This is a genomic window from Oceanisphaera profunda (assembly GCF_002157895.1).
Lineage (GTDB): Bacteria > Pseudomonadota > Gammaproteobacteria > Enterobacterales > Aeromonadaceae > Oceanimonas > Oceanimonas profunda.
On record NZ_CP021377.1, the window covers coordinates 1,197,743 to 1,220,147 of the forward strand.

Below are 22,405 nucleotides of genomic sequence, written 5' to 3' on the forward strand. Positions count from 1 at the left end.
AGCTGCTTAATTCTTAACTCGGTTTAAGCTCGCCATAGTAACGGATTGATCCCGAGGTATAAACCGCAATGACGGCCCTCATCTTCTTTATGATAGTGCTCGCCTACCTGGGGGGATCCATCTCCAGCGCCGTGCTGATCTCGCGCCTCTACCGCCTACCCGACCCCCGTAGCCATGGCTCAGGCAACCCGGGTGCGACCAATGTGTTACGCACCGGTAATCGCAGCGCCGCAGTGTGGGTGCTGTTGCTGGATATTATGAAGGGCACACTGCCGGTTTATTTAGGATGGTTTTTAGAAATAGGCCCGCTGTATTTGGCCTTTATTGGCATGGCCGCCTGCTTGGGCCATATGTTTCCGCTGTTTTTTCACTTTCGTGGCGGTAAAGCCGTCGCCACCGCACTGGGCACCCTATTGCCGCTCGGCATGGACATGGCCGGCCTGATGATGCTGACCTGGTTGGTATGTTTAGGCCTATTTGGCTATTCGTCGCTGGCGTCTTTGCTCACCGCCTTAGTGGCGCCACTGTATGTCTATTTCATTAAGCCCGAATACACGCTCTCGGTATCATTATTGTCTTGCCTGATTATCTTGCGCCACCACGGCAACATCAGCCGCCTCTATCACCGCCAAGAAAAACCCATTATCGACCGATTTAAGAAGGAAGATAAAGACGAAGAAAACAGCGCCGAGCGCTAAGCACCAAGCGCCTAGCTTAAAACCAACAACCAACCCTATTTTTGCCACGGAATACACGGACGTAAAGACAAATCAAAAACGACCAGGGATTATGATATATAAGGCCGTAACCAGTAATAATTCCTCTTAGTTTTTATCTTAACTTTTCCGTGTTCTTCCGTGTATTCCGTGGCGAGAAATCATTAGTCTTTAGCGTTTTTTGTTTAGCTTGGTGCCAGGCGCTCGGCGCGTTTTTAAACAGCAGTTAACTCATCCAATGGCCAGCGCGGCCGTGCACGTACTGCCAGCGGCTCTGTGTCGCCGGCTTTTAAGCGCTGCAAACCGGCGAAAGCGATCATGGCGCCATTGTCGGTGCAATATTCATTGCGCGGATAAAACGCTTCGCCATTCAGGCTGGCCATTAGCTCACTTAACTGTTCACGCAGCGACACATTAGCACTCACGCCACCGGCCACTACCAAACGATTCAGCCCCGTCTGCAACAGCGCACGCTTGCACTTAATAGCCAAGGTATCTACCACCGCTTGCTGAAAAGCATGGGCAATGTCGGCACGGGTTTGCTGGTCGTAATTACCAGCGGCAATTTCTGCGGCAATGGTGGTCGCGGTAGCAGTTTTTAGACCAGAAAAACTAAAGTCTAAGCCCGGCTTTGCAGTCATCGGCCGCGGAAAAACAAAGCGCTTCGGTGTGCCCTGCTCTGCCAGCTTAGCTAGCCGTGGTCCGCCCGGATAATCTAAATCCATTAATTTAGCGGTTTTATCAAAGGCTTCACCGGCCGCGTCATCCACGGATTCGCCTAAAATTTCGTAACGGCCAATGCCATCGACTCGTACCAATAAGGTATGACCGCCAGAGACCAACAGCGCCACAAATGGAAACTCAGGTGCGCGCTCTTCTAGCATGGGTGCTAACAAGTGGCCTTCCATATGATGCACGGCCACGGCGGGCTTGCCCCACGCAAAAGCTAAGCTACGACCAATAGTGGCACCCACTAATAAAGCGCCCATTAAACCGGGACCGGCGGTAAAGGCCACGCCGTCGATGTCGTCTTTGGTGCAGCCCGCGTCTGCAAGGGCGGCTTCAATTAAGGGAATGGTTTTACGAATGTGGTCGCGGCTAGCCAGCTCAGGCACCACACCGCCATAGTCCGCATGCAGCGCCACTTGGCTATAGAGTTGATGGGCCATAATGCCGAGCTTATCGTCATAGATGGCAATGCCAGTTTCATCACAGGAGGTTTCTATACCTAATACACGCATGTTGGTCTTATCGCTGGACTATTGAACAAGAGGAGCTTATGTTACACTTCTAGTGGTTTTTTAACCAGCGGACCGCCTTCGGACTTTACTTTAGGTAAGGCTTCGGAGTAGAATTTCGCACCATTTTATAGTCAGACTGGTTTAATAAAAAATCAGTTAACCGAGGTGAGAGGCACATGCCAGTAATTAAAGTACGTGAAAACGAGCCCTTCGACGTAGCTCTGCGACGCTTCAAGCGTTCATGCGAAAAGGCCGGTATCCTGTCTGAAGTGCGTCGTCGTGAGCAATACGAGAAGCCAACTACAGTGCGTAAGCGCGCTAAAGCTGCCGCTGTTAAGCGTCATGCTAAGAAGCTGTCTCGTGAAAACGCACGTCGCATTCGCCTGTACTAACAGTTGTTGATCTCATGTCCTTAAAAGACCAACTGTCTGAACAGCAAAAGACTGCTATGCGTGCCAGAGATAAGGCGCGCCTTAGTACGTTGAGAATGCTGCTGGCAGAGATCAATCAAAAAGAGATAGACAGCCGCGAAATCTTGAACGATGACGATGTCATCACCATAGTTACCAAAATGGTAAAACAGCGCAAAGATGCCGCCACTCAATATGAACAGGCCGGACGTCAAGAGTTAGCTGATGGTGAGCTTCAAGAAATAGTGGTGCTGCAGGAATTCCTGCCGCAACCTCTCAGTGCAGACGAACTGGAAACTTTGCTCACCAATGCCATCGCCGCTAGCGGCGCTACTGGCATGCAAGATATGGGCAAAGTAATGGCGGTGTTAAAGCCGCAAATCCAGGGGCGTGCAGATATGGGCAAGGTAAGCGCGAGCATTAAAGCCAGACTGGCTTAAGGGTTTACGTTTTATCTTACCAACGGGCCGTGTTTCTTTTAGATGCACGGCTTTGTTTTTTTCGCTACCCCGGTGAATAATGTCAGGCAGAATCCCCCAATCTTTTATCGACGACTTGTTGGCCAGAACCGACATAGTCGATCTTATCGATCAGCGGGTTAAGCTGAAAAAAGCAGGCAAAAACTACCAAGCCTGTTGCCCCTTCCATAATGAAAAATCCCCCTCCTTTACCGTTAGTCACGAAAAACAGTTTTATCACTGTTTTGGCTGTGGCGCACACGGCACTGTGCTGGGTTTTTTAATGGAATACGATGGCCTCGAATTTCTCGATGCTATAGACGAACTGGCCGGCATGCATGGACTCACGGTGCCGCGAGAAAACGCCCATTCATCGCAAACTCCACAACAACAAGCCGCCGCCAAGGCCATACGCCAAGACTTATACGCTCAGCTGAATGACATCAGTCGTTTTTATCAAACTCAGCTGCGCCAATCACAAACCGCTATTCAATACCTTAAAAATCGCGGCCTGAGTGGCGAAGTAGTGAAAAGCTTTAATATCGGTTACGTGCCCGAACAGTGGGATGCGGTAAAGCGCCAATTTTCCGGTAACAACGAGGCTGAAGGCCAACTCATTGAAGGCGGCATGCTGATAAAAAGCGAGAATGGCCGAGTTTATGACCGTTTTCGTGATCGTATTATGTTTCCCATTCACGACCGCCGCGGCCGAGTGATCGGCTTTGGTGGTCGAGTATTAGGCGATGGTACCCCTAAGTATTTAAACTCGCCGGAAACGCCGGTATTTCATAAAGGCCGAGAGCTGTACGGCCTCTATGAAGTGCGCCAAGCCCACCGTAATCCAGAACGCATCTTGATTGTGGAAGGCTACATGGACGTAGTAGCACTGGCGCAATTTGGCATCGACTATGCCGTAGCCAGCCTAGGCACCGCCACCACGCCCGAACATTTGCAGCTATTGTTTCGCACCACGCGCGAAGTGATCTGTTGCTATGACGGTGACCGCGCTGGTCGCGAAGCCGCCTGGCGCGCACTGGAAAATGCCCTACCCTTGTTACAAGATGGCCGCAGCTTAAAGTTTGTGTTTTTACCAGACGGAGAAGACCCAGACAGCTTAGTGCGCCAATTAGGCGCCGAGGATTTTGGTAAGCTGTTAGATGAAGCGCAAAACTTTGGTGACTTCTTGTTTGAGCGGCTTGGCCAAGATGCCATGGCCGGCGATGCAGGCCAGCATGAACTGGCTAACCAAGCCGCGGAAGCTATTTTAAAAGTACCGGAAGGCTTTAGTCGTGAAGGCTTGATCACCCAGTTATCTCGCCAGCTGAATTGGGGCGAAAATGAGCGTCGAGTGCGCGAGTTATTTAGCCGCCTGCAGCAAGAAACTAAGCCTGCCAGCACGCCTACACGCCCCAAGAGCAAAAAGATTAAGCTGACCCCTATTCGCCGCGCGATTGCCCTTGTGCTACAATATCCGGCTGCCGCTGCGAGTTTGCAAACAGCAGACACCGAAGAGGTGGCTTTGCTACCGTTAGCAGGCATAGATCTACTGCAAATGCTGTTGGCCCAAGTACAAGGCCAACCCTTGATGACCACGGCGCAATTACTCGAACATTGGCGTGGACACAGCTCAGCGCCTGCATTGGCCCGCTTGGCCATGGCCGACGAGTTATTTGCAGGAGATCAAATAGAACAAGAATTAAAAGATACGTTTGCGGTATTAATCGAAGATTATTTCGCGACCCGTATTGAAGCGCTGCAACAAAAAAGCAGCCAAGGCGGTCTAACTACTGCAGAAAAACAAGAATTGATGCTACTGCTCAGCGAAAGCAAAGCCGGTAGAAACTGAACAGAAAGAAACTGAACATTGAAAAGGGGCACTTGTGTCCCAATATAGATATTTAAGCCTGAAACACGGCCATTTATGGGTAATTAGACCCTATTAATGCTGCAACACACTCACCGAACATCAAGGCTGGAGTGTTAGCAAGCACACCAACGCAAAAAGCATTGGTCAAGTTTTGTTATAATCGGCTATTTGTGCGCCACTATTAAGTATCTTTAAGTACTAGTGTGCCTCATTGCTTACACCCTCTTGCACTATCTAAATCGGACGAGTTCTATGGAGCCAACCCCTCAGTCACAGCTTAAACTTCTCGTTGCCAAAGGTAAAGAACAGGGCTACCTGACTTATGCCGATGTTAACGATCATCTTCCTCAAGACATTGTCGACTCGGATCAAATTGAAGATATTATTCAAATGATCAATGACATGGGCATTCAGGTGGTAGAAACCGCCCCCGATGCCGATGACTTAATGATGTCTGAAACCTCGGCCGATGAAGACGCCGCCGAAGCCGCCGCCCAAGCACTGGCTTCTGTAGAGTCTGAAATTGGTCGTACTACCGACCCTGTGCGTATGTATATGCGCGAAATGGGTACGGTTGAACTATTGACCCGTGAAGGCGAAATTGAAATCGCCAAGCGTATCGAAGAAGGCATTAACCAGGTACAAAGCTCGGTGTCTGAATACCCGGCCACCATTACCACCTTGTTAGACCAATTCGACCGTTTTGAAGCCGGTGAAATCAAACTTACCGACATCATCACCGGCTTTCTCGACCCAGACGCCACCGAGCCTGCAGCCCCCATGGCCACGCACATTGGCTCTGAGTTAAGCGAAAAAGAGAAAGAAGAAGACGACGACGAAGATAAAGAGGATGAAGAGGACGAGGAAGAAGTAGATACCGGCCCAGATCCTGAATTAGCCCGCGAAAAATTTGCGGTGCTGCGTGAGCAGTACGAAATTATGCGTGGCGTGATTGACACCAAAGGCCGAGCTTCCACAGAAGCCGCGAAAGAAATTACCGAACTGGCGTATATCTTCCGTGAATTTCGCCTGATCCCTAAGCAGTTTGACCGCTTAGTCAATGCCATGCGCGACACTATGGTCCGCGTACGCGTTCAAGAGCGCTTGATCCTTAAGTTGTGCGTTGAACAGTGCAAGATGCCAAAGAAAACTTTCGTACAGGCTTTTTCTAAAGACGAAAGTAATCCTGAGTGGTTTAACACTCTGCTGGCCGCCGGCAAAACTGCCTGGGCTGTGCGCTTAAATGACGTAGCCGAAGATGTATTGCGTTCGATTGGCAAGCTCAGAATCGTAGAAGAAGAAGCGGATCTGACCATACTGCAGATTAAAGATATCAACCGTCGCATGAGCATAGGTGAAGCCAAAGCTCGCCGTGCCAAGAAAGAGATGGTTGAAGCCAACTTGCGTCTGGTTATCTCTATCGCCAAAAAATACACCAACCGTGGTTTGCAGTTCCTCGACTTGATCCAGGAAGGCAACATCGGCTTGATGAAAGCGGTGGATAAGTTTGAATACCGTCGTGGTTACAAGTTTTCAACTTACGCCACTTGGTGGATACGCCAAGCCATCACCCGCTCTATTGCTGACCAAGCGCGCACCATTCGTATTCCGGTGCACATGATTGAGACCATCAACAAGCTCAACCGTGTATCCCGCCAAATGCTGCAAGAAATGGGCCGTGAAGCGACGCCAGAAGAACTGGCGCACCGCATGATGATGCCAGAAGACAAAGTACTCAAGGTGCTGAAAATCGCCAAAGAGCCGATCTCCATGGAAACGCCAATTGGTGATGATGAAGACTCGCACTTGGGTGATTTTATCGAAGACACCACCTTGTCGTTGCCTGCAGATCAAGCCACCAGCGAAAGTCTACGTAATGCTACTAAAGACGTGCTCTCTGGCCTTACCGCCCGTGAAGCTAAGGTCTTGCGCATGCGTTTCGGTATCGACATGAATACCGATCATACGCTGGAAGAAGTGGGCAAGCAGTTTGACGTAACCCGTGAGCGTATTCGCCAAATTGAAGCTAAGGCGCTGCGTAAATTACGCCACCCTAGCCGCTCAGAAGTACTGCGCAGCTTCCTCGACGAGTAAGTGAGCCAGCACTAAAAAATGTGAATACCACACCAAAAAGGGCGCAACAGCGCCCTTTTTCTTTGCCTGATTTTCGTTTGCTCAACCTCTTTGCAAAAGATTGCACCAACTGCTTAAAAATCAAACTGATATCCGCCCAGTCGACTAGACAGCAAGAGCTGCTTTACCTATAATCTCACCACTTTTGGCCCCTTAGCTCAGTTGGTTAGAGCACACGACTCATAATCGTTAGGTCCCCAGTTCGAGTCTGGGAGGGGCCACCATATACAGTAAGGGTTAGCAGGTTAATATCTGCTAACCCTTTTTTTTTGTCTCCACTCTTATGATAAAGAGTGGGTTAAGTAAGCGCGCAGCTGTTTGTGACTTGCTTAAATAAGTCACTTCTTTATTTTGGTTAGCATTACTCTGGCTGCGCCTCTTAAAGGCGAACCCTTTACGTTTATTCGCACTGCACATGTTAGTACTCAATAAAAAAGCCGCTACCTAGGTAGCGGCTTTTTGCTCTGTACTCATTCAATTGCAGCTGATTACTTGCTCAGTAGCTCTTGGCGCACTATCTCAGCGCCGGCACTTAAGGCGTGTAGCTTGCCACGGGCGACGGCACGAGACAAAGGTGCCATGCCGCAGTTGGTAGAAGGATACAGCTTATCCGCATCCACAAACTGCAGGGCGCGGCGCAGGGTAGCGGCCACTTCTTCTGGGGTTTCAATAACATTGGTAGCCACATCGATGGCGCCCAGCATTATCTTTTTACCACGGATCAGTTCTAACAGTTCGATAGGCACATGGGAGTTTTGACACTCTAATGAGATAATATCGATATTAGACTTTTGCAGTCTTGGGAACACTTCTTCGTACTGGCGCCACTCTGAGCCCAGGGTCTTTTTCCAATCGGTATTAGCTTTAATGCCGTAGCCATAGCAAATATGCACGGCAGTTTCGCACTTAAGGCCTTCTATGGCTCTTTCTAATGCGGCAATGCCCCAGTCGTTTACTTCATCAAAAAATACGTTAAATGAAGGCTCATCAAACTGGATAATATCCACACCCGCCGCTTCTAACTCTTTGGCTTCTTGGTTGAGGATGGCGGCAAACTCCCAGGCTAGCTCTTCGCGACTTTTATAATAATCGTCATACAAAGTATCGATCATGGTCATGGGGCCGGGCAGCGCCCACTTGATCGGCTGTTTGGTTTGCGAACGTAAAAACTTAGCATCTTCCACAAATACTGGCTTTTGGCGGCTTACCGGACCCACTACCATAGGCACGCTGGCCTCGTAGCGGTCACGAATTTTTACGGTTTTGCGCTGCTCAAAATCCACGCCATTCAGGTGTTCAATAAAAGTCGTGACAAAGTGTTGGCGCGTTTGCTCGCCGTCACTGACGATATCAATGCCGGCGTGCTGCTGCTCTTGCAGCCACACGCGCAGTGCATCTTGCTTGCCTTCAATTAATTCTTCACCTTCTAAACGCCAAGGTGACCAAATTTTTTCCGGCTCAGCCAACCATAGAGGTTTAGGTAAGCTGCCTGCCGTTGATGTAGGTAATAATTTTTTCATAATAAGTACCGTTTATATTTTCGTTAATTATAAAGACCGAACTTAAGAAGCGTAGCTAGCTGACCATTCTTCAAGAATCGCTTGATAGGGCTTGATGAAGTTTTCTTCCGTAAATTTGCCTTGAGCCACAGCTAACTGGCTACGCTCTTCTCGATCATAAACAATTTGCGTTACTGAATGATCTAGATTCTTCAAGTTTGGCTTATAGATTTTTCCGGCCGTAGCGTTCGCGTTATAAATTTCTGGGCGATAAATTCGTTGGAACGATTCCATGGTGCTGATGGTGCCTATCAGCTCAAGGTTGCTGTAATCGTTTAGCAAATCACCAAAGAAGTAAAAAGCCAATGGTGCCGCGCAATGGGGTGGCATAAAGTAGCGCACTTCAAAGCCCATTTTCTTAAAGTAGGTTTCAGTTAACGATGACTCATTAGGCTGATATTCAACACCTAAGATAGGATGCTGATTTTCAGTCTGACGATAGGTCTTATTATCTGAAACACTGAGGCAGATTACCGGCAGTTTCTTAAAGTTTTGCTGGTAAGTATCTGAGTTCAAAAAGTATTGGAAAAGCTTGCCATGCAGATCACCAAAATCCTCTGGAATACTAAATTTAGCTTGGCCTTTATTGTGCTCAAGCAAGCGCACGCTAAAGTCATAATCGCGCACATAAGAGGAAAAGTTATTGCCTACAATGCCTGCAATACGTTGCTTGGTGATGTGATCAACAATATAGGTCTGCAAGATTTCAATGCTAGGAAAGGCAATCTCATTGCCCTGTACCTTCATATCAACGGAAATGATCTCCAGCTCTACAGAGTAACGATCAGCTTTGGGGTTATCCCAGTGTGCTAGGGCGTTGAAACGATTGTTGATCATCGCTAAGGTGTTGCGCAAATTTTGTTGACGACTCTCGCCTCTGGCCAAGTTGGCAAAGTTAGTAGTAATGCGCGAGTTATCTGAAGGACGATAATTTTCGTCGAAATTAATGCTGTTGATAGCGAAGCTAAAGTCGTTGCTCATGATGTTTGGTATCCCTTTTCCGGCAATAAAACCTGTAGGTGTGCTGGCTGTTGCTGGGCTTACCGATTGCTCTGGCCAGTAGTCTGCACAGTCTGTTTTGGTTTATAGCTAATTAATAATCCACTGTGATATTTTTGGCAGTCTGGATGTCTAGAGCTGCGAATAGCTATATTTATACGCGGATGATGGCATGAACAAAAGTGATATTATTTCATCAATGCATGAATAAACGTCATGAGTAACGCCAATCCTATGCTCTCTTAGGCAAACGGTATGTCACCTTCACAGCTTGGAGTCGCTCTCGTGCAGCTATATCAGCACGAGAGCGATGTTGATGGCGCCGCCAGTAAAGCGAAAACCGCCCCTTCGCGGCCATGATGTGGATGCGAGTATTACTGATCAAGTAGCCCTTTCATCTATCCGTAAGGTCAATGAACCACGATTGCAGAAGTGTGTGAGTTGCAAAGAAAACTGAGTTATTACCTAACATGCTGAGCCTGAGCAATGAAATCACTTAGGTAATTAATCTGCTCTTCGCCTTTGCGTATGCCCACAAAAATCTGTTTTTTAATGCCCTGTTTACCGAGGCGGAGGCTTTTAATGGCCATAGTTTTAGCGAACTCATCCACGAGCCAGCCCGGCAAGGCACACACACCTCTGCCGGCTGCCACCATTTGCAACATGATTTCTGTGGTTTCGATGGTCTTGTGTTTTTTGACGGTACACTTAGCAGGATTTAAAAAATGACTGTAAATATCCAACCGCTCAGGCTCTACCGGATAGCTAAATAACACCTCTTCACTTAGCTGCTCGGGCATGATGGAGTCTTGCATGGCAAGGGGGTGAGATGATGCAACGACCAGCCTATGTTCATAGTCAAATACCGGTATAAACGTCAAATTAGGTTTATATAAGGGATCAGGCGTGACCAGAATATCTATCTCGTAGCTGTGCAGCGCCCCAAGACCGCCAAACTGAAATTCCTGCTTCACGTCAATATCCACGTTTGGCCATTTTTCAAGATAAGGCTCAATCACCCTTAACAACCATTGATAGCAAGGGTGGCATTCCATGCCGATGCGCAGTGAGCCCATTTCGCCTTTCACTATCTGACTCAATAGCAGCTCAGTGTGTTTAAATTGCGGTAATACCCGACTGGCCAGCGTTAAGATTTGTTCACCTGCGTGAGTAAGACGTAAGCTTCTGCCTTCTTTTTGCCAAACAGGAGTTTTTATCTGGCCTTCTAATTTTTTGATGCTGTGGCTCAATGCAGACTGAGACAAATTTAGCGACTCCGCCGCTTGGGTTAAGGTGCCTTGCTCTTTTATGGCTGCCAGCACTTCCAGATGAAACCGCTCTAACATCACTTAACTCCTGTCTTTAGCGCTTAATGTTACCTGATTACCCACAAAGATCAGCCATGTTTCAGTGAGTTCAGTGAGTTCAGTATCAATAAATTCAATAAGTTACAGGGACATGCCTGTCTCATCTCTTGTAGGTGCCAATTTATTCGGCACGGTTTTGGTTTTATTCTTAAACCTCACAAACAGCCAGCGGAGCTGGCCAGCCGAATAAATTGGCTGCTACAAGTGCTAGACCCTTGGTCTTGAAGCCAACGGGGCAGTGAGAAAAACAAACCGAAACAGGGTGCATTATGGCTGAGGATCATACGTAATCAGGTAATGTTATGAATATAATTCATGGTTTATTGAAAATACATTGTTATTTTCATGATTAGAATACTGCCAATGTTAAAATGCCGCCAATGCTTACCAAGATATCTAGACACTCAGTGATGCTAGCTAATTGACGTTAGGCGTGCCCTTAACAGGCTTGTCACCCCACAGACTCGGTATTGTCATAAATAAGCGTCATGGTTGCTGCAGTTGCCCACTCGTTATTAAGCTTTTACTAAGCTTTGGAGTTTCCATGATGAATACCCGTTTATCTCGTACCTTGTTGGCTGCCACGATCGCCGGCACCCTTGCCACTATCAGCATGACGGCCAGTGCCAATCTATCTTCGCGCTTCACTGACACCAATGGCGACTTGGTGGCGGATCTGCCAACCGATGAGTCGCAGTGGATCAACCCTAGCACCTTGGTCTTTTCTTATACCCCAGTAGAAGACCCTGCGGTATATGGCGAGGTATGGGCTGATTTTCTCAAGCATATGGAGTCGGTGACCGGTAAGCGGGTGCAGTTTTTCCCAGTGCAGTCTAATGCTGCCCAACTGGAGGCAATGCGCGCAGGCCGTCTTCATGTGGCTGGATTCAACACCGGATCTAACCCTATTGCAGTAAACTGCGCCGGTTTTGTGCCGTTCACTATGATGGCCGCTGAGGACGGTAGTTTTGGCTACGAGATGGAGATTATCACCTACCCTGGCAGTGGAATTAAGGAGATGTCTGACTTAGCAGGGCGCAGTATGGCTTTCACGTCGCCCACGTCTAACTCAGGTTTTAAAGCGCCCTCTGCCCTGCTCAATAGTGAGTTTGGTTTGGTGCCAGAAAATGACTTTGAAACGGCTTTCTCCGGCTCCCATGACAACTCTATCTTGGGAGTCATCAATAAAGACTATGAAGCTGCTGCCATTGCCAATTCCGTATCTAACCGCATGCTCGCTCGCGATGTGATCAATGCCGATGACTATGAAATCCTCTACACATCTCAGACCTTCCCCACTACCGGCTATGGGCACGTCTACAACCTGCACCCAGACCTTGCCAAAAAAGTTCAAGATGCCTTTTTTAGCTATAACTGGGAAGGCAGCGCCTTAAAGGATGAATTCGCCAACTCGGGTGAGTCGCAATTTATCCCCATTACCTTTAAGGAGCACTGGGCGGTGATCCGTACCATAGATGAAGCAAACGACGTGACTTACCAATGTGACTAAGCCCTATAAGCTGACGGGGCTCTTTATCGAGCCTCGCTTTTCTCACGTTTAAATAAAGGAAGCAACGCTGTGCTGACCCTCTCTCAGGTTAATAAGCGCTATCCCACCGGTGATCATGCCTTGGTAGGAATAGACCTAACTCTGCCACCGGGGCAGGTGATGGCGCTGATCGGTCCTTCTGGAGCAGGTAAAAGTACCCTGATCCGCTGCGTGAATCGTTTGGTAGAACCCACCAGTGGCAGCATTCGCCTAGAGGACACCGAACTAACCCGCCTCTCGGGTGGAAACTTGCGTAGAGCACGTCGCTCCATGGGCATGATTTTTCAAGAATATGCCTTGGTGGAGCGCCTAACGGTAATGGAAAATGTGCTCTCGGGCCGTCTCGGTTATGTGGGGTTCTGGCGTAGTTTTTTACGCCGTTATGCTCAAGCTGATATCACCGAAGCCTTTCGGTTATTGGAGCGGGTGGGTTTATCCCATGCCATAGACAAACGTGCTGACGCCCTTTCTGGGGGTCAGCGCCAACGCGTAGGTATTGCTCGAGCACTGATCCAGCAACCTAACGTATTACTGGTGGATGAACCAACCGCAAGCCTTGATCCTAAAACATCACGGCTGATCATGCGCCTGATCCGCGAGCTCTGTAACGAGCGTAAGCTGGCGGCCATTATTAATATTCACGACGTCGCCCTAGCGCAGCAATTTGCGGATCGAATTGTTGGGCTGCGCGCCGGTAAAATTGTGTTTGATGGCACCCCACAAGAGCTGGATGCACAGGCGCTCACCACTATTTATGGGGAGGAAGAGTGGGATAGTCAATTAAATGGCGAAGTGGATGTAGAGCTGGATGTCGAGGTAAATGGTGAGGCGAAAGAAAGGCAAACCGCAGGCCAGCAGGTATCGCGGCCGTTATCTTTCACGCCTGGTGAAGCCATATGAATCGTCAACAGCTAGCAGAGATGGGCCACTGGCGGCGGTTGCCGCTCATCCAGAGTGCTAAATGGCGCTGGGGATTAACCTTGGGCCTAGCAGCCTATTTGGTACTTGCCCTGTCAACGGTCGATGTTAACTGGGATCGGGTTATTGAAGGTGCGGGGCGCGGCCTTAACTTTTTGGCGGCATTTGCTCAGCCAAACTTCGCCAGCCGCTCTAGCGACATTTACGCGGGCATCCTCGAAAGTTTATCCATGACGCTCACCGCCACGGTTATTGGCGTGGCGCTGGCCGTACCCATTGGGCTGGGCGCTGCGCGTAATATCTCACCCTGGCCGGTTTACTATCTCTGCCGCAGTATTATTACGGTGTCGCGCACCTTTCAAGAGATCATTATCGCGATTCTATTTGTGGTGATGTTCGGCTTTGGGCCCTTGGCGGGAATGTTAACCCTCGCCTTTGCCACCATTGGCTTTATCGCAAAACTGTTGGCTGAAGATATTGAAGATCTCGACTGGCACCAAGTGGAGGCAATACGCGCTACCGGAGCAAGCTGGTGGCAGATAATTAATCAAGCAGTGCAGCCACAAGTGATGCCGCGCTTAATTGGGCTTTCAATGTACCGCCTAGATATTAACTTCCGTGAATCGGCGATCATCGGCATTGTGGGGGCGGGAGGCATTGGCGCTACCCTCAACACCTCCATCAGCCGTTATGAGTACGACACCTCGGCCGCTATCTTACTGATCATCATTGCGTTTGTGCTGCTGTCTGAGTACGGCTCAAGCTATGTGCGTCGCTGGACCCAATAAATAGGATATCGTTATGTTTGTAGATAACTCCAAGCAGAGTGTACCTACTTGGCGCCTGCGCACCACCCGTGCCCAATGGCTGAGCTATGTAGCTTGGCTGGCGGGTGTCTGTCTTTTTTTACTGTGCTGGAAACAAATTTCTGACAACACCATGTGGGTGTTTGTGGAGGATGCAGGTAGCCAAGGTGTCGACTTGGTTGGCCGCATGCTGCCACCCGAGTGGAGCTATGCACAGCATCTCTGGCAACCGATGTGGGACACGCTTAATATCGCCACCCTAGGCACGGCACTGGGGGTGGCGATGGCCTTTCCAGTAGCTTTTTTAGCGGCCCGCAACACCAGCCCGCATCCTGCCATTCGCAGTGTGGCACTGGTTATTATTGTGGCCTCACGTTCTATCAACTCATTAATTTGGGCCATGCTGCTGGTGACCATTCTAGGCCCGGGGGTGTTGGCGGGTATTATTGCCATCGCCCTGCGCTCAATAGGTTTTGTTGGCAAACTGCTTTATGAAGCCATTGAAGAGATAAACCCAGCACCGGTAGAGGCAATCAGTGCCACCGGTGCCAGCCAAGCACAAGTTATGAGCTACGGTGTATTACCCCAAGTTATGCCTGCTTTTGCTGGGATCAGTGTTTACCGTTGGGACATCAACATCCGTGAATCCACCGTGTTGGGCATGGTCGGAGCTGGCGGCATCGGCCTACAACTCAATGCATCTATCAACACCCTAGCGTGGAGTCAGGTAAGCGTGATCTTTATGATGATACTGGCCACCGTGCTAGTGTCAGAATGGGTGTCAGCCCGAATACGCCACGCCACTATTTAAACCTGAAAACAGCCTTCTGTATTTATCAGTCTAAGTAGCCGCTCGCTTGATCAGCAGAGCGGCACTAAAAATAAAGCGAATAAAAAATTAAAACTAACGCCAATAAATATTGAGTCTGTAGTGGTCAAGTAAAAGTGGCCACCATATTTTACTCCTTCCTCTCCTCTGCCACTTTTTACGACTTTCGCGAATTTTCATAGGGATAAAGTCGTCATTCTCACGGCTCCCTAGCTACAAAGCCTCCACCTCGATAAGCCTCTATAAATTTTTTGACATTACTTATGCGAATATCAAGCTAAGCACTAAAACAGCGCAAATCACGCGCCTAATCAGTGGTATTGCCGAGCGCGCTAAGTTCTGGCCTATTTTGTACGCTTCGTCTTTGTCGGGAGCGCTGGTCTATCTCTTTTTTGAAGGCATAGTCTGGAACAATAACTCTGGCTTGCACTACTCGTTAACTGCGACCTTTGGCGCCGCCTTTCACGACCTTTCCGGCTCGATCGTCGTCCATTGCGTAAGCGGCTGGATTGTCTAGTTGCCATCTTGCTGCTAAGCGTAGATAAGACATGACCGTAACGCTAAACGGGTGGTTTTATTTAGCTCTATAACCGAGACTCTCTCCCCATAACCTGTAGTAACGTCGAAAATAATACTCATATGGAGATATTTTTAAAAAATCCTGAAGAATGATATACTTAGGTAATAAATTAACAGCATTATTAAGTGTAAACATAGACAATCTGAGGAAAGATAAAGAAATGAAAATTGTAATATTAGAATCTCTAGGTATTAGCGATGAAGAGTTCAATATAATATCAAAACCTTTAACTGATAGTGGCCATGAGTTAGTTGTATATAACGATGGTAAATTAGATGATGAGACTATTAAAGTCAGGATTAAAGATGCAGAGGTTTTAGTGCTCGCTAATACGGCACTGAGTAGTGAAGTGATCGATGCAGCAGAAAAATTAAAATATATTTCAATAGCCTTCACCGGTTACAACCATATCGACTTAGGAAAATGTAAAGAGAAAGGCATTAAAGTCTCAAATGCCGCAGGTTATAGTACAAACTCTGTAGCAGAACTTACTTTTGGGCTAATAACTGCACTATTACGTAATATTGTACCTTTAGACGCTGTAACCAGAGAGGGAGGTACAAAAAATGGCTACCGACAGATTGATTTAAATGGTAAAACCTTAGGCTTATTAGGTACCGGAGACATAGGTAGCGCAGTAGCTAAATTAGGTTTGGCTTATGGCTGTAATGTCATTGCTTATAATCGAAGCGTAAATACAGAACTAATAGACAAAGGTGTAGAGTATAAGTCGCTAGATGAAGTATTAAAAGAAAGTGACATTGTCAGCCTTCATATACCACTCACAGATGAAACCAAAAACTTAATTAATAAAGATAAGCTAGCATTGATGAAAACTAGTTCATTCTTAATCAACACCGCCATTGGCCCTGTGGTTGACCATGATGCATTGGCAGAAGCACTGCACAATGGGACCATAGCGGGTGCTGGTTTAGATAGAGTGGAGATGGAGCCCCCAGTTCCTACAGATTACCCTATCCTAGCGGCTCCCAATACTGTGCTTGTTCCGCACGTAGGGTTTGCCACAGAGGAAGCCATGGTAAGAAGAGCCAAGATTACATTTGACAATATTGTTAAATGGGAACAAGGCGCACAAGAAAATATCGTTATTTAAAAATATTAAAACAAACCTATCGTCACGGTAGGTTTGTTTTATTTATTAGAAGAAAAGTGCGCTGTTTCTTAAATCAAAGCCGATATTCCATCTTCAGGATACAGCGCCGCGCCCTGGCTCACATAGCAGTGCAAGGTATGATGCTGGATCTGAAAAGGTGTCGCCATGGCCGCCTCAATGCAGGCCATACTTTGCTTGACGCCCTCAGCGTCTTTCACCTGCGTCAGCAGCGCTACAAACTCATCTCCGCCCATACGCGCCAAAGTATCTGAATCTCTCAACAGCAGCTTAACTTGCTGTAGTAAGCAATCTCCTACTTCGTGACCATAAGTATCATTTACCTGCTTAAAGCCATTTAAGTCGATGAACAACACTGCCAAAGGTATCTCGATGCGTTGAGCCAGAGTTATCGCCTGTTTAAGGCATTCTTGAAGCATTGAACGGTTGGGCAAGCCAGCGAGGCTGTCATGATGAGCCAGATACTACATCTTTTCTTCAGCCGCTTTGCGATCGGAAATATCGGTCAGAATATTGAGTGTGGCGGGCTCTCCCTGCCACACAATGGCCCCCCACTCAACTCAATGGGATAACGGGTACCGTCTTTTTTTAAAATAGGCTTTCGTAACGTTGCGATGCTGGCAACCCTGCTAGGCGGCGCTGGTAATTCACCAACATAACATCGCGCACAGAAATTCGCAGTGAACTGACCACTATCAACGAAAACATCCCTCGATAAGCCCCTATAAATTTTTTGGCATTATTTATGCAACTCTCTCCTTACGATGCGCTTGATAAAGGCTAAGCGCCTGCATGGCGGGGAGAATATTCCGCTTTTATCCTTCTCAACCCACGGCTAGCAGGTGTTGAGTGCTACTTGGCCAACTCGCCCAAGCACCATTTTGAACAGCGACTATCAAGCTAAGCACCAAAACAGTGCAAATCACGCACCTAATGAAGGCATAAAGGAGAACGCATTCATGGACAGTATCAGTAGTGCCATAGATACCTTGGCACAAAGTGCCAACACGCTATTTTTATTAATGGGCTCGGTCATGGTGTTTGCCATGCACGCCGGTTTTGCCTTTTTAGAAGTTGGCACAGTTCGCCATAAAAATCAGGTGAATGCCTTGGCTAAAATCATGACCGATTTTGGCTTTTCCGCCCTCGCCTACTTTTTTGTTGGCTACTGGGTCGCCTATGACGTCACCTTTTTTCGAGACGCCGAAACGTTGGCCGCCGGAAAGGGCTACGAGCTGGTTAAATTCTTCTTCTTAATGACCTTTGCCGCCGCTATTCCTGCCATTGTCTCCGGTGGTATTGCCGAGCGCGCTAAGTTCTGGCCTATTTTATGCGCGTCGTCCTTGTCGGTGGCGCTGGTTTATCCCTTTTTTGAAGGCATAGCTTGGAACAATAACTTTGGCCTGCAAGATTGGTTAACTGCGACCTTTGGCGCCGCCTTTCACGACTTTGCCGGCTCGGTTGTCGTTCATAGCGTAGGCGGCTGGATTGCCCTAGTGGCCATCTTACTGCTGGGCGTACGTAAGGGCCGTTATCGTAACGGTAAGCTGGTGGCCTTTCCGCCCTCCAACATTCCTTTTTTGGCGTTAGGCGCTTGGATTTTGTCTATTGGCTGGTTCGGCTTTAATGTGATGTCGGCTCAGACACTGGAGGGGATTTCCGGTCTGGTCGCACTCAACTCCATGATGGCCATGGTTGGCGGTATTATCGCCGCCCTATTACTGGGCAAGAATGACCCCGGCTTTATACATAACGGCCCCTTGGCCGGTTTGGTGGCCGTGTGTGCGGGATCCGATCTTATGCATCCGATTGGCGCACTGGTGGTCGGCATGATTGCCGGCGCTTTGTTCGTCTGGATGTTTACCCTGCAACAAAACAAATGGCAAATTGACGATGTGCTAGGTGTGTGGCCACTACACGGAATTTGTGGCGCTTGGGGTGGTATTGCTGCAGGTATATTTGGTCAGCAAGCCTTAGGCGGCATGGGTGGTGTGAGCTTTTTCTCGCAATTGATCGGTACACTGGCAGGAATTACGATAGCCATTTGCGGCGGCCTGCTGGTCTACGGCAGCATCAAATTATTGGTAGGGATCCGCTTAACGGATGAACAAGAGTTTAACGGTGCCGACCTCAGTATTCACAAAATTTCGGCCACCTATAACGATTGATATTTGTGGGTGATGATCGGCTAGGTGCCATTAAGGTTACAGTTTTCGGCAAGGGCAAACAGGCTGCTACGGCAATCTAAAGCCGTAAGTATAAAACGCTCCCCGCGCTCAACTGCAAGCTTAGGGAGCGGCCTTAGAGGGAGGTTTTACGGAATAATCGGCGTAAGAGCGACGGCTTTTTCCGCTGCTAATTCCTCACCGAGTTCCGCTTTAACTGAGGTGAACAATACCTCGGCCGGTACCGGCTTACCTAACAGGTAGCCTTGTAAGGTATCGCAACCTAACTGGGTTAGCAGCGACTGCTGCTCTGATGTTTCTACACCTTCCGCCACTATCCTCATGCCCAATGTTTTGCCCAGCGCAATGATCGCCTGCACTATGGCTTCATCATCGTTCCCCTGCGCCAGCTCAGTAATAAAGCCACGGTCGATCTTCAGCTCATTGGCCGGTAATTGCTTAAGATAGAGCAAACTGGAGTAACCGGTGCCAAAGTCATCGATGGAAATAGAGACGCCCAAGGCTGACAGATTATTCAGCACCTTGAGACTAGTCTCGGCATCGTGCATGGCGGTAGATTCGGTAATTTCCAGCACCAATTGGGTGGGCGTTAACTCATGCACCTCCAACGCCGTGTCCACCACCTCCACTAAGCTAATATGCTGCAGTTGCACTGCGGACAGATTCACCGCCACACTACAATCGTTATGCCCTTGATCACTCCACACTTTCATTTGTCGACAAGCTTCATTAATAACCCAGTTACCGATGGGAACAATTAAACCCGAGCTTTCTGCCTGCGGTAAGAAGCGATCCGGGGTCATAAAACCATGCTCGGGGCTTTGCCAGCGTATTAAGGCCTCAAGTCCAATCATAGGCCCATTAGGAGCCTTAAACTTGGGCTGGTAATGCAACACCAGTTCGTTGTTATCAATGGCTTGGCGTAGGTCTTGCTGTAACTGCATCTGCAGCTGTACATCGGCGTTCATGGCATGTTCAAAAAAGCGGTAGCCATTGCGACCCTGCTGTTTAGCGTGGTACATGGCCGCATCGGCGTTCACCATTAGCTCGTGCTCGGTCTTACCATCCTGCGGATAAATCGCAATACCGACACTGGCCGATATATGCAAAGGAGTATCCGAGATGTGGAAGGGTTGCGCTATGGTATCGATTAAGCGCTGTGCCAATAATGCCGAATTTTCGGGAGAGTCCGGCTCCATTAATAGCACAAATTCATCTCCACCCAGCCTTGCTACCGTGTCTTCTTCTCGCGAGATTTTCAGCAAGCGCTGCGCGACTTCCTTCAGTAACAGATCACCCGCATGGTGACCGTTCATGTCGTTGATGGCTTTAAAACCATCTAAATCCATAAAGAGCACCCCAAACTCGCCATTGCTGCGCTCGGCCCTGTGTATCGCTTGCTCTAAGCGATCGCCCAACAGAATACGGTTAGGTAAGCGTGTTAAATTGTCATGTAAGGCCAACTCAATCAGCTCATTAGTGGCCTCATCGAGCGAATTGGACAAACGTTCGGTACGCACATCGAGCATCGAAATAATGAGCGCAATGGCAAACACCGCTAGGCTGACAATAATCACCAATATCGCCAGCCATTTAGTATCAATTCCGCTGTTGGCCGCACTACAAAAGCTGTTTAAAGGAAACTTAGAGGCAGCCATGCCGGTATAATGCATGCCCACAATGGCGCACCCCATCACCAGCGATGCTCCCATGCGGGTAAAAGTGGTCCGTTTAGAGTCTTGGCGCAGACGAAAGGCCAGCCACAGGGCTGCTATGGAGGCAACAATGGCAATCACAATCGACAGCACAAATATCCAAGGCACATAAATAATGCGCGGGGTCATCAGCATGGCTTCCATGCCGGTGTAGTGCATGCAAGCGATACCCAGCCCCATCAGGGTTCCCCCTGACACTAGCCGTCCCGTAGGCAGGGTATCTTTGCACACTAAATAAAGGGCAAGTGCTGAGGACACAATCGCAATTAACAGTGAAATTAAGGTAAGGGGAACGTCATAGCCCAGCGCTATGGGCAGATTAAAGGCGAGCATGCCAATAAAATGCATCGACCAAATGCCAAACCCCATCGCAAAGGAGCCACCAATCAGCCACCACATCGCCGTTTTGCCAGAAGTACTGGATACTCGGCTGGCCATATTAAGGGCGGTGTAAGATGCCAAAATAGCAACAATAATAGAAAAGGCAACGAGGACCTGATTGTGGCTGCTTTCTAACATTAAATACCTGTTTTATATGAAGGATATTAAAAGGTGAGCGGTGTCATGCCCAGTGGTTGCAAAAGGATTTCTGCTCTAGGCCAAGGTTGCTGTGTTCCAACCAAAGGTGTCGACGGCAGGCATTCGCTGATTTTTTCAGCCAAAACTTGGCTTTCTAGGCTAAATTCGATGACGACCACGGAATGTTCGAACGTCTAGCTGGCACTCGATGAGCTTTATAGGGTTAGAAATGGCCAAGATAGTGATTTCTTTACGAAAAATCGATTGGCACAGGTTTCATTTACAGACTTTATCTTGTTGTTACGCATCTGCTTCGGCCTGCTTAGCTATTCTGTGATACAGCTATCCTTAAAATAAATAGCTTCACAGATAAATGTGATGTTAAGCGCGTTCTTTTAAAGGAAGCCAACACTCATCAACTTAAAATAAAGTAACACTCCAGCCGCCCTGCCCTAATTAAAATAAAAGTCATACCTTTACAGTTAACAAGCACGCATTTTTAGCCATTAAACAAAACGAGGCTTTCACCCCGTTTTGTTTAATTAGCCACTCTCTTATATACCCGCAGCATAAAGTCCGCCTCAAACATGAGCTGAGTGGCGGCTTGTAGTTGAGTACGCAGCTCGACTTGGGCTTTCCAGGCTAAGGGCGTCATTTGTAATAAATCGTCCGCTTGTTCACCGGTTAAGGTCATGTCGTAATTAAGCTTGGCTTCTTCTACTAGCTCGAAACCATGAATGCTTTCTGCGGCTTCGTCGTGCAGGTGCACGTTATCGTAAATCAGCGCTTTAAGCTGATAGAGATGACGGGCGGCGGGGGTGACGGTAATAATCACGCCTGCTGTGGTTAATACCCGCGCTAATTCGGAGGCTTCGCAAGGGGCATAAATGCGCACTACGGCGTCTAAGCTGTGCTCAGCAAACGGTAGGCGCTGGCTGGAGGCCACACAAAACTGCATGTGTTGCGAGGTGTAGCGCTTGGCGGCATAGCGAATGGCCACTTTGGAAATATCTAAGCCATAACAAGTGGTACAGCTGGAAAGCGCGGCCAGTTTCTCGGCAACATAAGCGGTGTAATAGCCTTCGCCACAGCCAATGTCTAAGATTTGTCGGGGGGTGTTTGCTGTGTGTTTTATACACAGCTCGCTCACCGCTTCACGCAGCTTATGATACTGATCGGACGCTAAAAAGCGGCGTCGTGCTTGCATCATGTCGACATTATCACCCGGCTCCTTCGAGCGTTTATGCTGCACGGGCATCAAGTTAACATAGCCTTCTTTAGCGCGGTCAAATTGATGGTTATTTTCACATTCAAGACCACCTTCTCGGGTAGTAAGAGCATGGTGACAAAGCGGGCATTGATAAGACATGTAAACCTACGAATGAAAAGAGCTGAAGCGAAAAAACGTAGCGCAGTGTAAG

The 22,405-nt window shown here is 48.4% G+C and carries 19 protein-coding genes and 1 tRNA gene; 13 read left to right on the forward strand and 7 right to left on the reverse strand.

Annotated elements, in window-relative coordinates:
• Window positions 1–68: 68 nt before the first annotated feature.
• Window positions 69–698 (forward strand): glycerol-3-phosphate 1-O-acyltransferase PlsY, encoded by a 630-nt coding sequence (plsY, locus tag CBP31_RS05180; RefSeq protein WP_087035178.1) that lies wholly within the window; start codon window positions 69–71, stop codon window positions 696–698.
• A gap of 233 nt (window positions 699–931) precedes the next feature.
• Here plsY and tsaD read toward each other — a convergent pair whose 3' ends face one another.
• Window positions 932–1,957: a tRNA (adenosine(37)-N6)-threonylcarbamoyltransferase complex transferase subunit TsaD gene (tsaD, locus tag CBP31_RS05185; RefSeq protein WP_087035179.1), complete on the reverse strand. Its 1,026-nt coding sequence runs from the start codon at window positions 1,955–1,957 to the stop codon at window positions 932–934.
• A 176-nt stretch (window positions 1,958–2,133) separates the two neighbouring features.
• Between tsaD and rpsU the strand changes: the two genes are divergently transcribed.
• From rpsU to CBP31_RS05210, 5 genes are all read left to right on the forward strand, one after another.
• On the forward strand, window positions 2,134–2,349 hold the full coding sequence (gene rpsU / locus CBP31_RS05190; RefSeq protein WP_087035180.1) for a 30S ribosomal protein S21: 216 nt from the start codon (window positions 2,134–2,136) through the stop codon (window positions 2,347–2,349).
• A 14-nt stretch (window positions 2,350–2,363) separates the two neighbouring features.
• Window positions 2,364–2,807 (forward strand): GatB/YqeY domain-containing protein, encoded by a 444-nt coding sequence (locus CBP31_RS05195; RefSeq protein WP_087035181.1) that lies wholly within the window; start codon window positions 2,364–2,366, stop codon window positions 2,805–2,807.
• Between the two features lie 79 nt (window positions 2,808–2,886).
• Window positions 2,887–4,671, forward strand: a complete 1,785-nt coding sequence (gene dnaG / locus CBP31_RS05200) for a DNA primase (protein ID WP_087035182.1) — start codon at window positions 2,887–2,889, stop codon at window positions 4,669–4,671.
• A 273-nt stretch (window positions 4,672–4,944) separates the two neighbouring features.
• Window positions 4,945–6,786, forward strand: a complete 1,842-nt coding sequence (gene rpoD / locus CBP31_RS05205; protein WP_087035183.1) for an RNA polymerase sigma factor RpoD — start codon at window positions 4,945–4,947, stop codon at window positions 6,784–6,786.
• A 186-nt stretch (window positions 6,787–6,972) separates the two neighbouring features.
• A tRNA-Ile gene (locus CBP31_RS05210) sits at window positions 6,973–7,049 on the forward strand.
• A 264-nt stretch (window positions 7,050–7,313) separates the two neighbouring features.
• On the opposite strand, the gene CBP31_RS05215 is transcribed toward CBP31_RS05210, so the two are convergent.
• From CBP31_RS05215 to CBP31_RS05225, 3 genes are all read right to left on the reverse strand, one after another.
• A complete protein-coding gene (locus tag CBP31_RS05215; protein WP_087035184.1) occupies window positions 7,314–8,345 on the reverse strand; it encodes a methionine synthase in 1,032 nt (343 codons plus the stop codon).
• Window positions 8,346–8,387: 42 nt separating this feature from the next.
• Complete coding sequence (locus CBP31_RS05220) at window positions 8,388–9,365, reverse strand: DUF1852 domain-containing protein (protein WP_087035185.1); 978 nt, start codon at window positions 9,363–9,365, stop codon at window positions 8,388–8,390.
• A 479-nt stretch (window positions 9,366–9,844) separates the two neighbouring features.
• Window positions 9,845–10,729 (reverse strand): LysR family transcriptional regulator, encoded by an 885-nt coding sequence (locus tag CBP31_RS05225; RefSeq protein ID WP_087035186.1) that lies wholly within the window; start codon window positions 10,727–10,729, stop codon window positions 9,845–9,847.
• Window positions 10,730–11,294: 565 nt separating this feature from the next.
• Here CBP31_RS05225 and phnD point away from each other — a divergent pair.
• The 6 genes from phnD to CBP31_RS05250 all read left to right on the forward strand — a co-directional run bounded on the left by phnD (window position 11,295) and on the right by CBP31_RS05250 (window position 16,546).
• Window positions 11,295–12,260, forward strand: coding sequence for a phosphate/phosphite/phosphonate ABC transporter substrate-binding protein (phnD, locus tag CBP31_RS05230; RefSeq protein ID WP_087035187.1), 966 nt, complete (start codon window positions 11,295–11,297; stop codon window positions 12,258–12,260).
• A 69-nt stretch (window positions 12,261–12,329) separates the two neighbouring features.
• The gene (gene phnC, locus CBP31_RS05235; RefSeq protein ID WP_087035188.1) at window positions 12,330–13,199 is read left to right on the forward strand and encodes a phosphonate ABC transporter ATP-binding protein; all 870 of its coding nucleotides are present in this window, start codon (window positions 12,330–12,332) and stop codon (window positions 13,197–13,199) included.
• Window positions 13,196–14,005, forward strand: coding sequence for a phosphonate ABC transporter, permease protein PhnE (gene phnE, locus CBP31_RS05240; protein ID WP_087035189.1), 810 nt, complete (start codon window positions 13,196–13,198; stop codon window positions 14,003–14,005). The genes phnC and phnE (CBP31_RS05240) overlap by 4 nt, the downstream gene beginning before the upstream one ends.
• 13 nt (window positions 14,006–14,018) lie before the next feature.
• Complete coding sequence (gene phnE, locus CBP31_RS05245; protein WP_087035190.1) at window positions 14,019–14,834, forward strand: phosphonate ABC transporter, permease protein PhnE; 816 nt, start codon at window positions 14,019–14,021, stop codon at window positions 14,832–14,834.
• A gap of 250 nt (window positions 14,835–15,084) precedes the next feature.
• Window positions 15,085–15,369 (forward strand): hypothetical protein, encoded by a 285-nt coding sequence (locus tag CBP31_RS15930; protein ID WP_227875194.1) that lies wholly within the window; start codon window positions 15,085–15,087, stop codon window positions 15,367–15,369.
• A gap of 223 nt (window positions 15,370–15,592) precedes the next feature.
• Complete coding sequence (locus tag CBP31_RS05250; protein ID WP_087038630.1) at window positions 15,593–16,546, forward strand: NAD(P)-dependent oxidoreductase; 954 nt, start codon at window positions 15,593–15,595, stop codon at window positions 16,544–16,546.
• 68 nt (window positions 16,547–16,614) lie between these two features.
• On the opposite strand, the gene CBP31_RS05255 is transcribed toward CBP31_RS05250, so the two are convergent.
• Window positions 16,615–17,025, reverse strand: a complete 411-nt coding sequence (locus CBP31_RS05255; RefSeq protein WP_227875195.1) for a diguanylate cyclase domain-containing protein — start codon at window positions 17,023–17,025, stop codon at window positions 16,615–16,617.
• Between the two features lie 498 nt (window positions 17,026–17,523).
• Here CBP31_RS05255 and CBP31_RS05260 point away from each other — a divergent pair, with 498 nt between their 5' ends.
• Window positions 17,524–18,732 carry an ammonium transporter gene (locus tag CBP31_RS05260; protein WP_087035192.1) on the forward strand — a complete coding sequence of 403 codons (1,209 nt, stop codon included), beginning with the start codon at window positions 17,524–17,526 and terminating at the stop codon, window positions 18,730–18,732.
• Between the two features lie 146 nt (window positions 18,733–18,878).
• On the opposite strand, the gene CBP31_RS05265 is transcribed toward CBP31_RS05260, so the two are convergent.
• Window positions 18,879–20,984: a putative bifunctional diguanylate cyclase/phosphodiesterase gene (locus CBP31_RS05265; RefSeq protein ID WP_087035193.1), complete on the reverse strand. Its 2,106-nt coding sequence runs from the start codon at window positions 20,982–20,984 to the stop codon at window positions 18,879–18,881.
• Window positions 20,985–21,522: 538 nt separating this feature from the next.
• Window positions 21,523–22,353, reverse strand: coding sequence for a 23S rRNA (guanine(745)-N(1))-methyltransferase (gene rlmA, locus CBP31_RS05270; RefSeq protein WP_087035194.1), 831 nt, complete (start codon window positions 22,351–22,353; stop codon window positions 21,523–21,525).
• Window positions 22,354–22,405 lie beyond the last annotated feature (52 nt).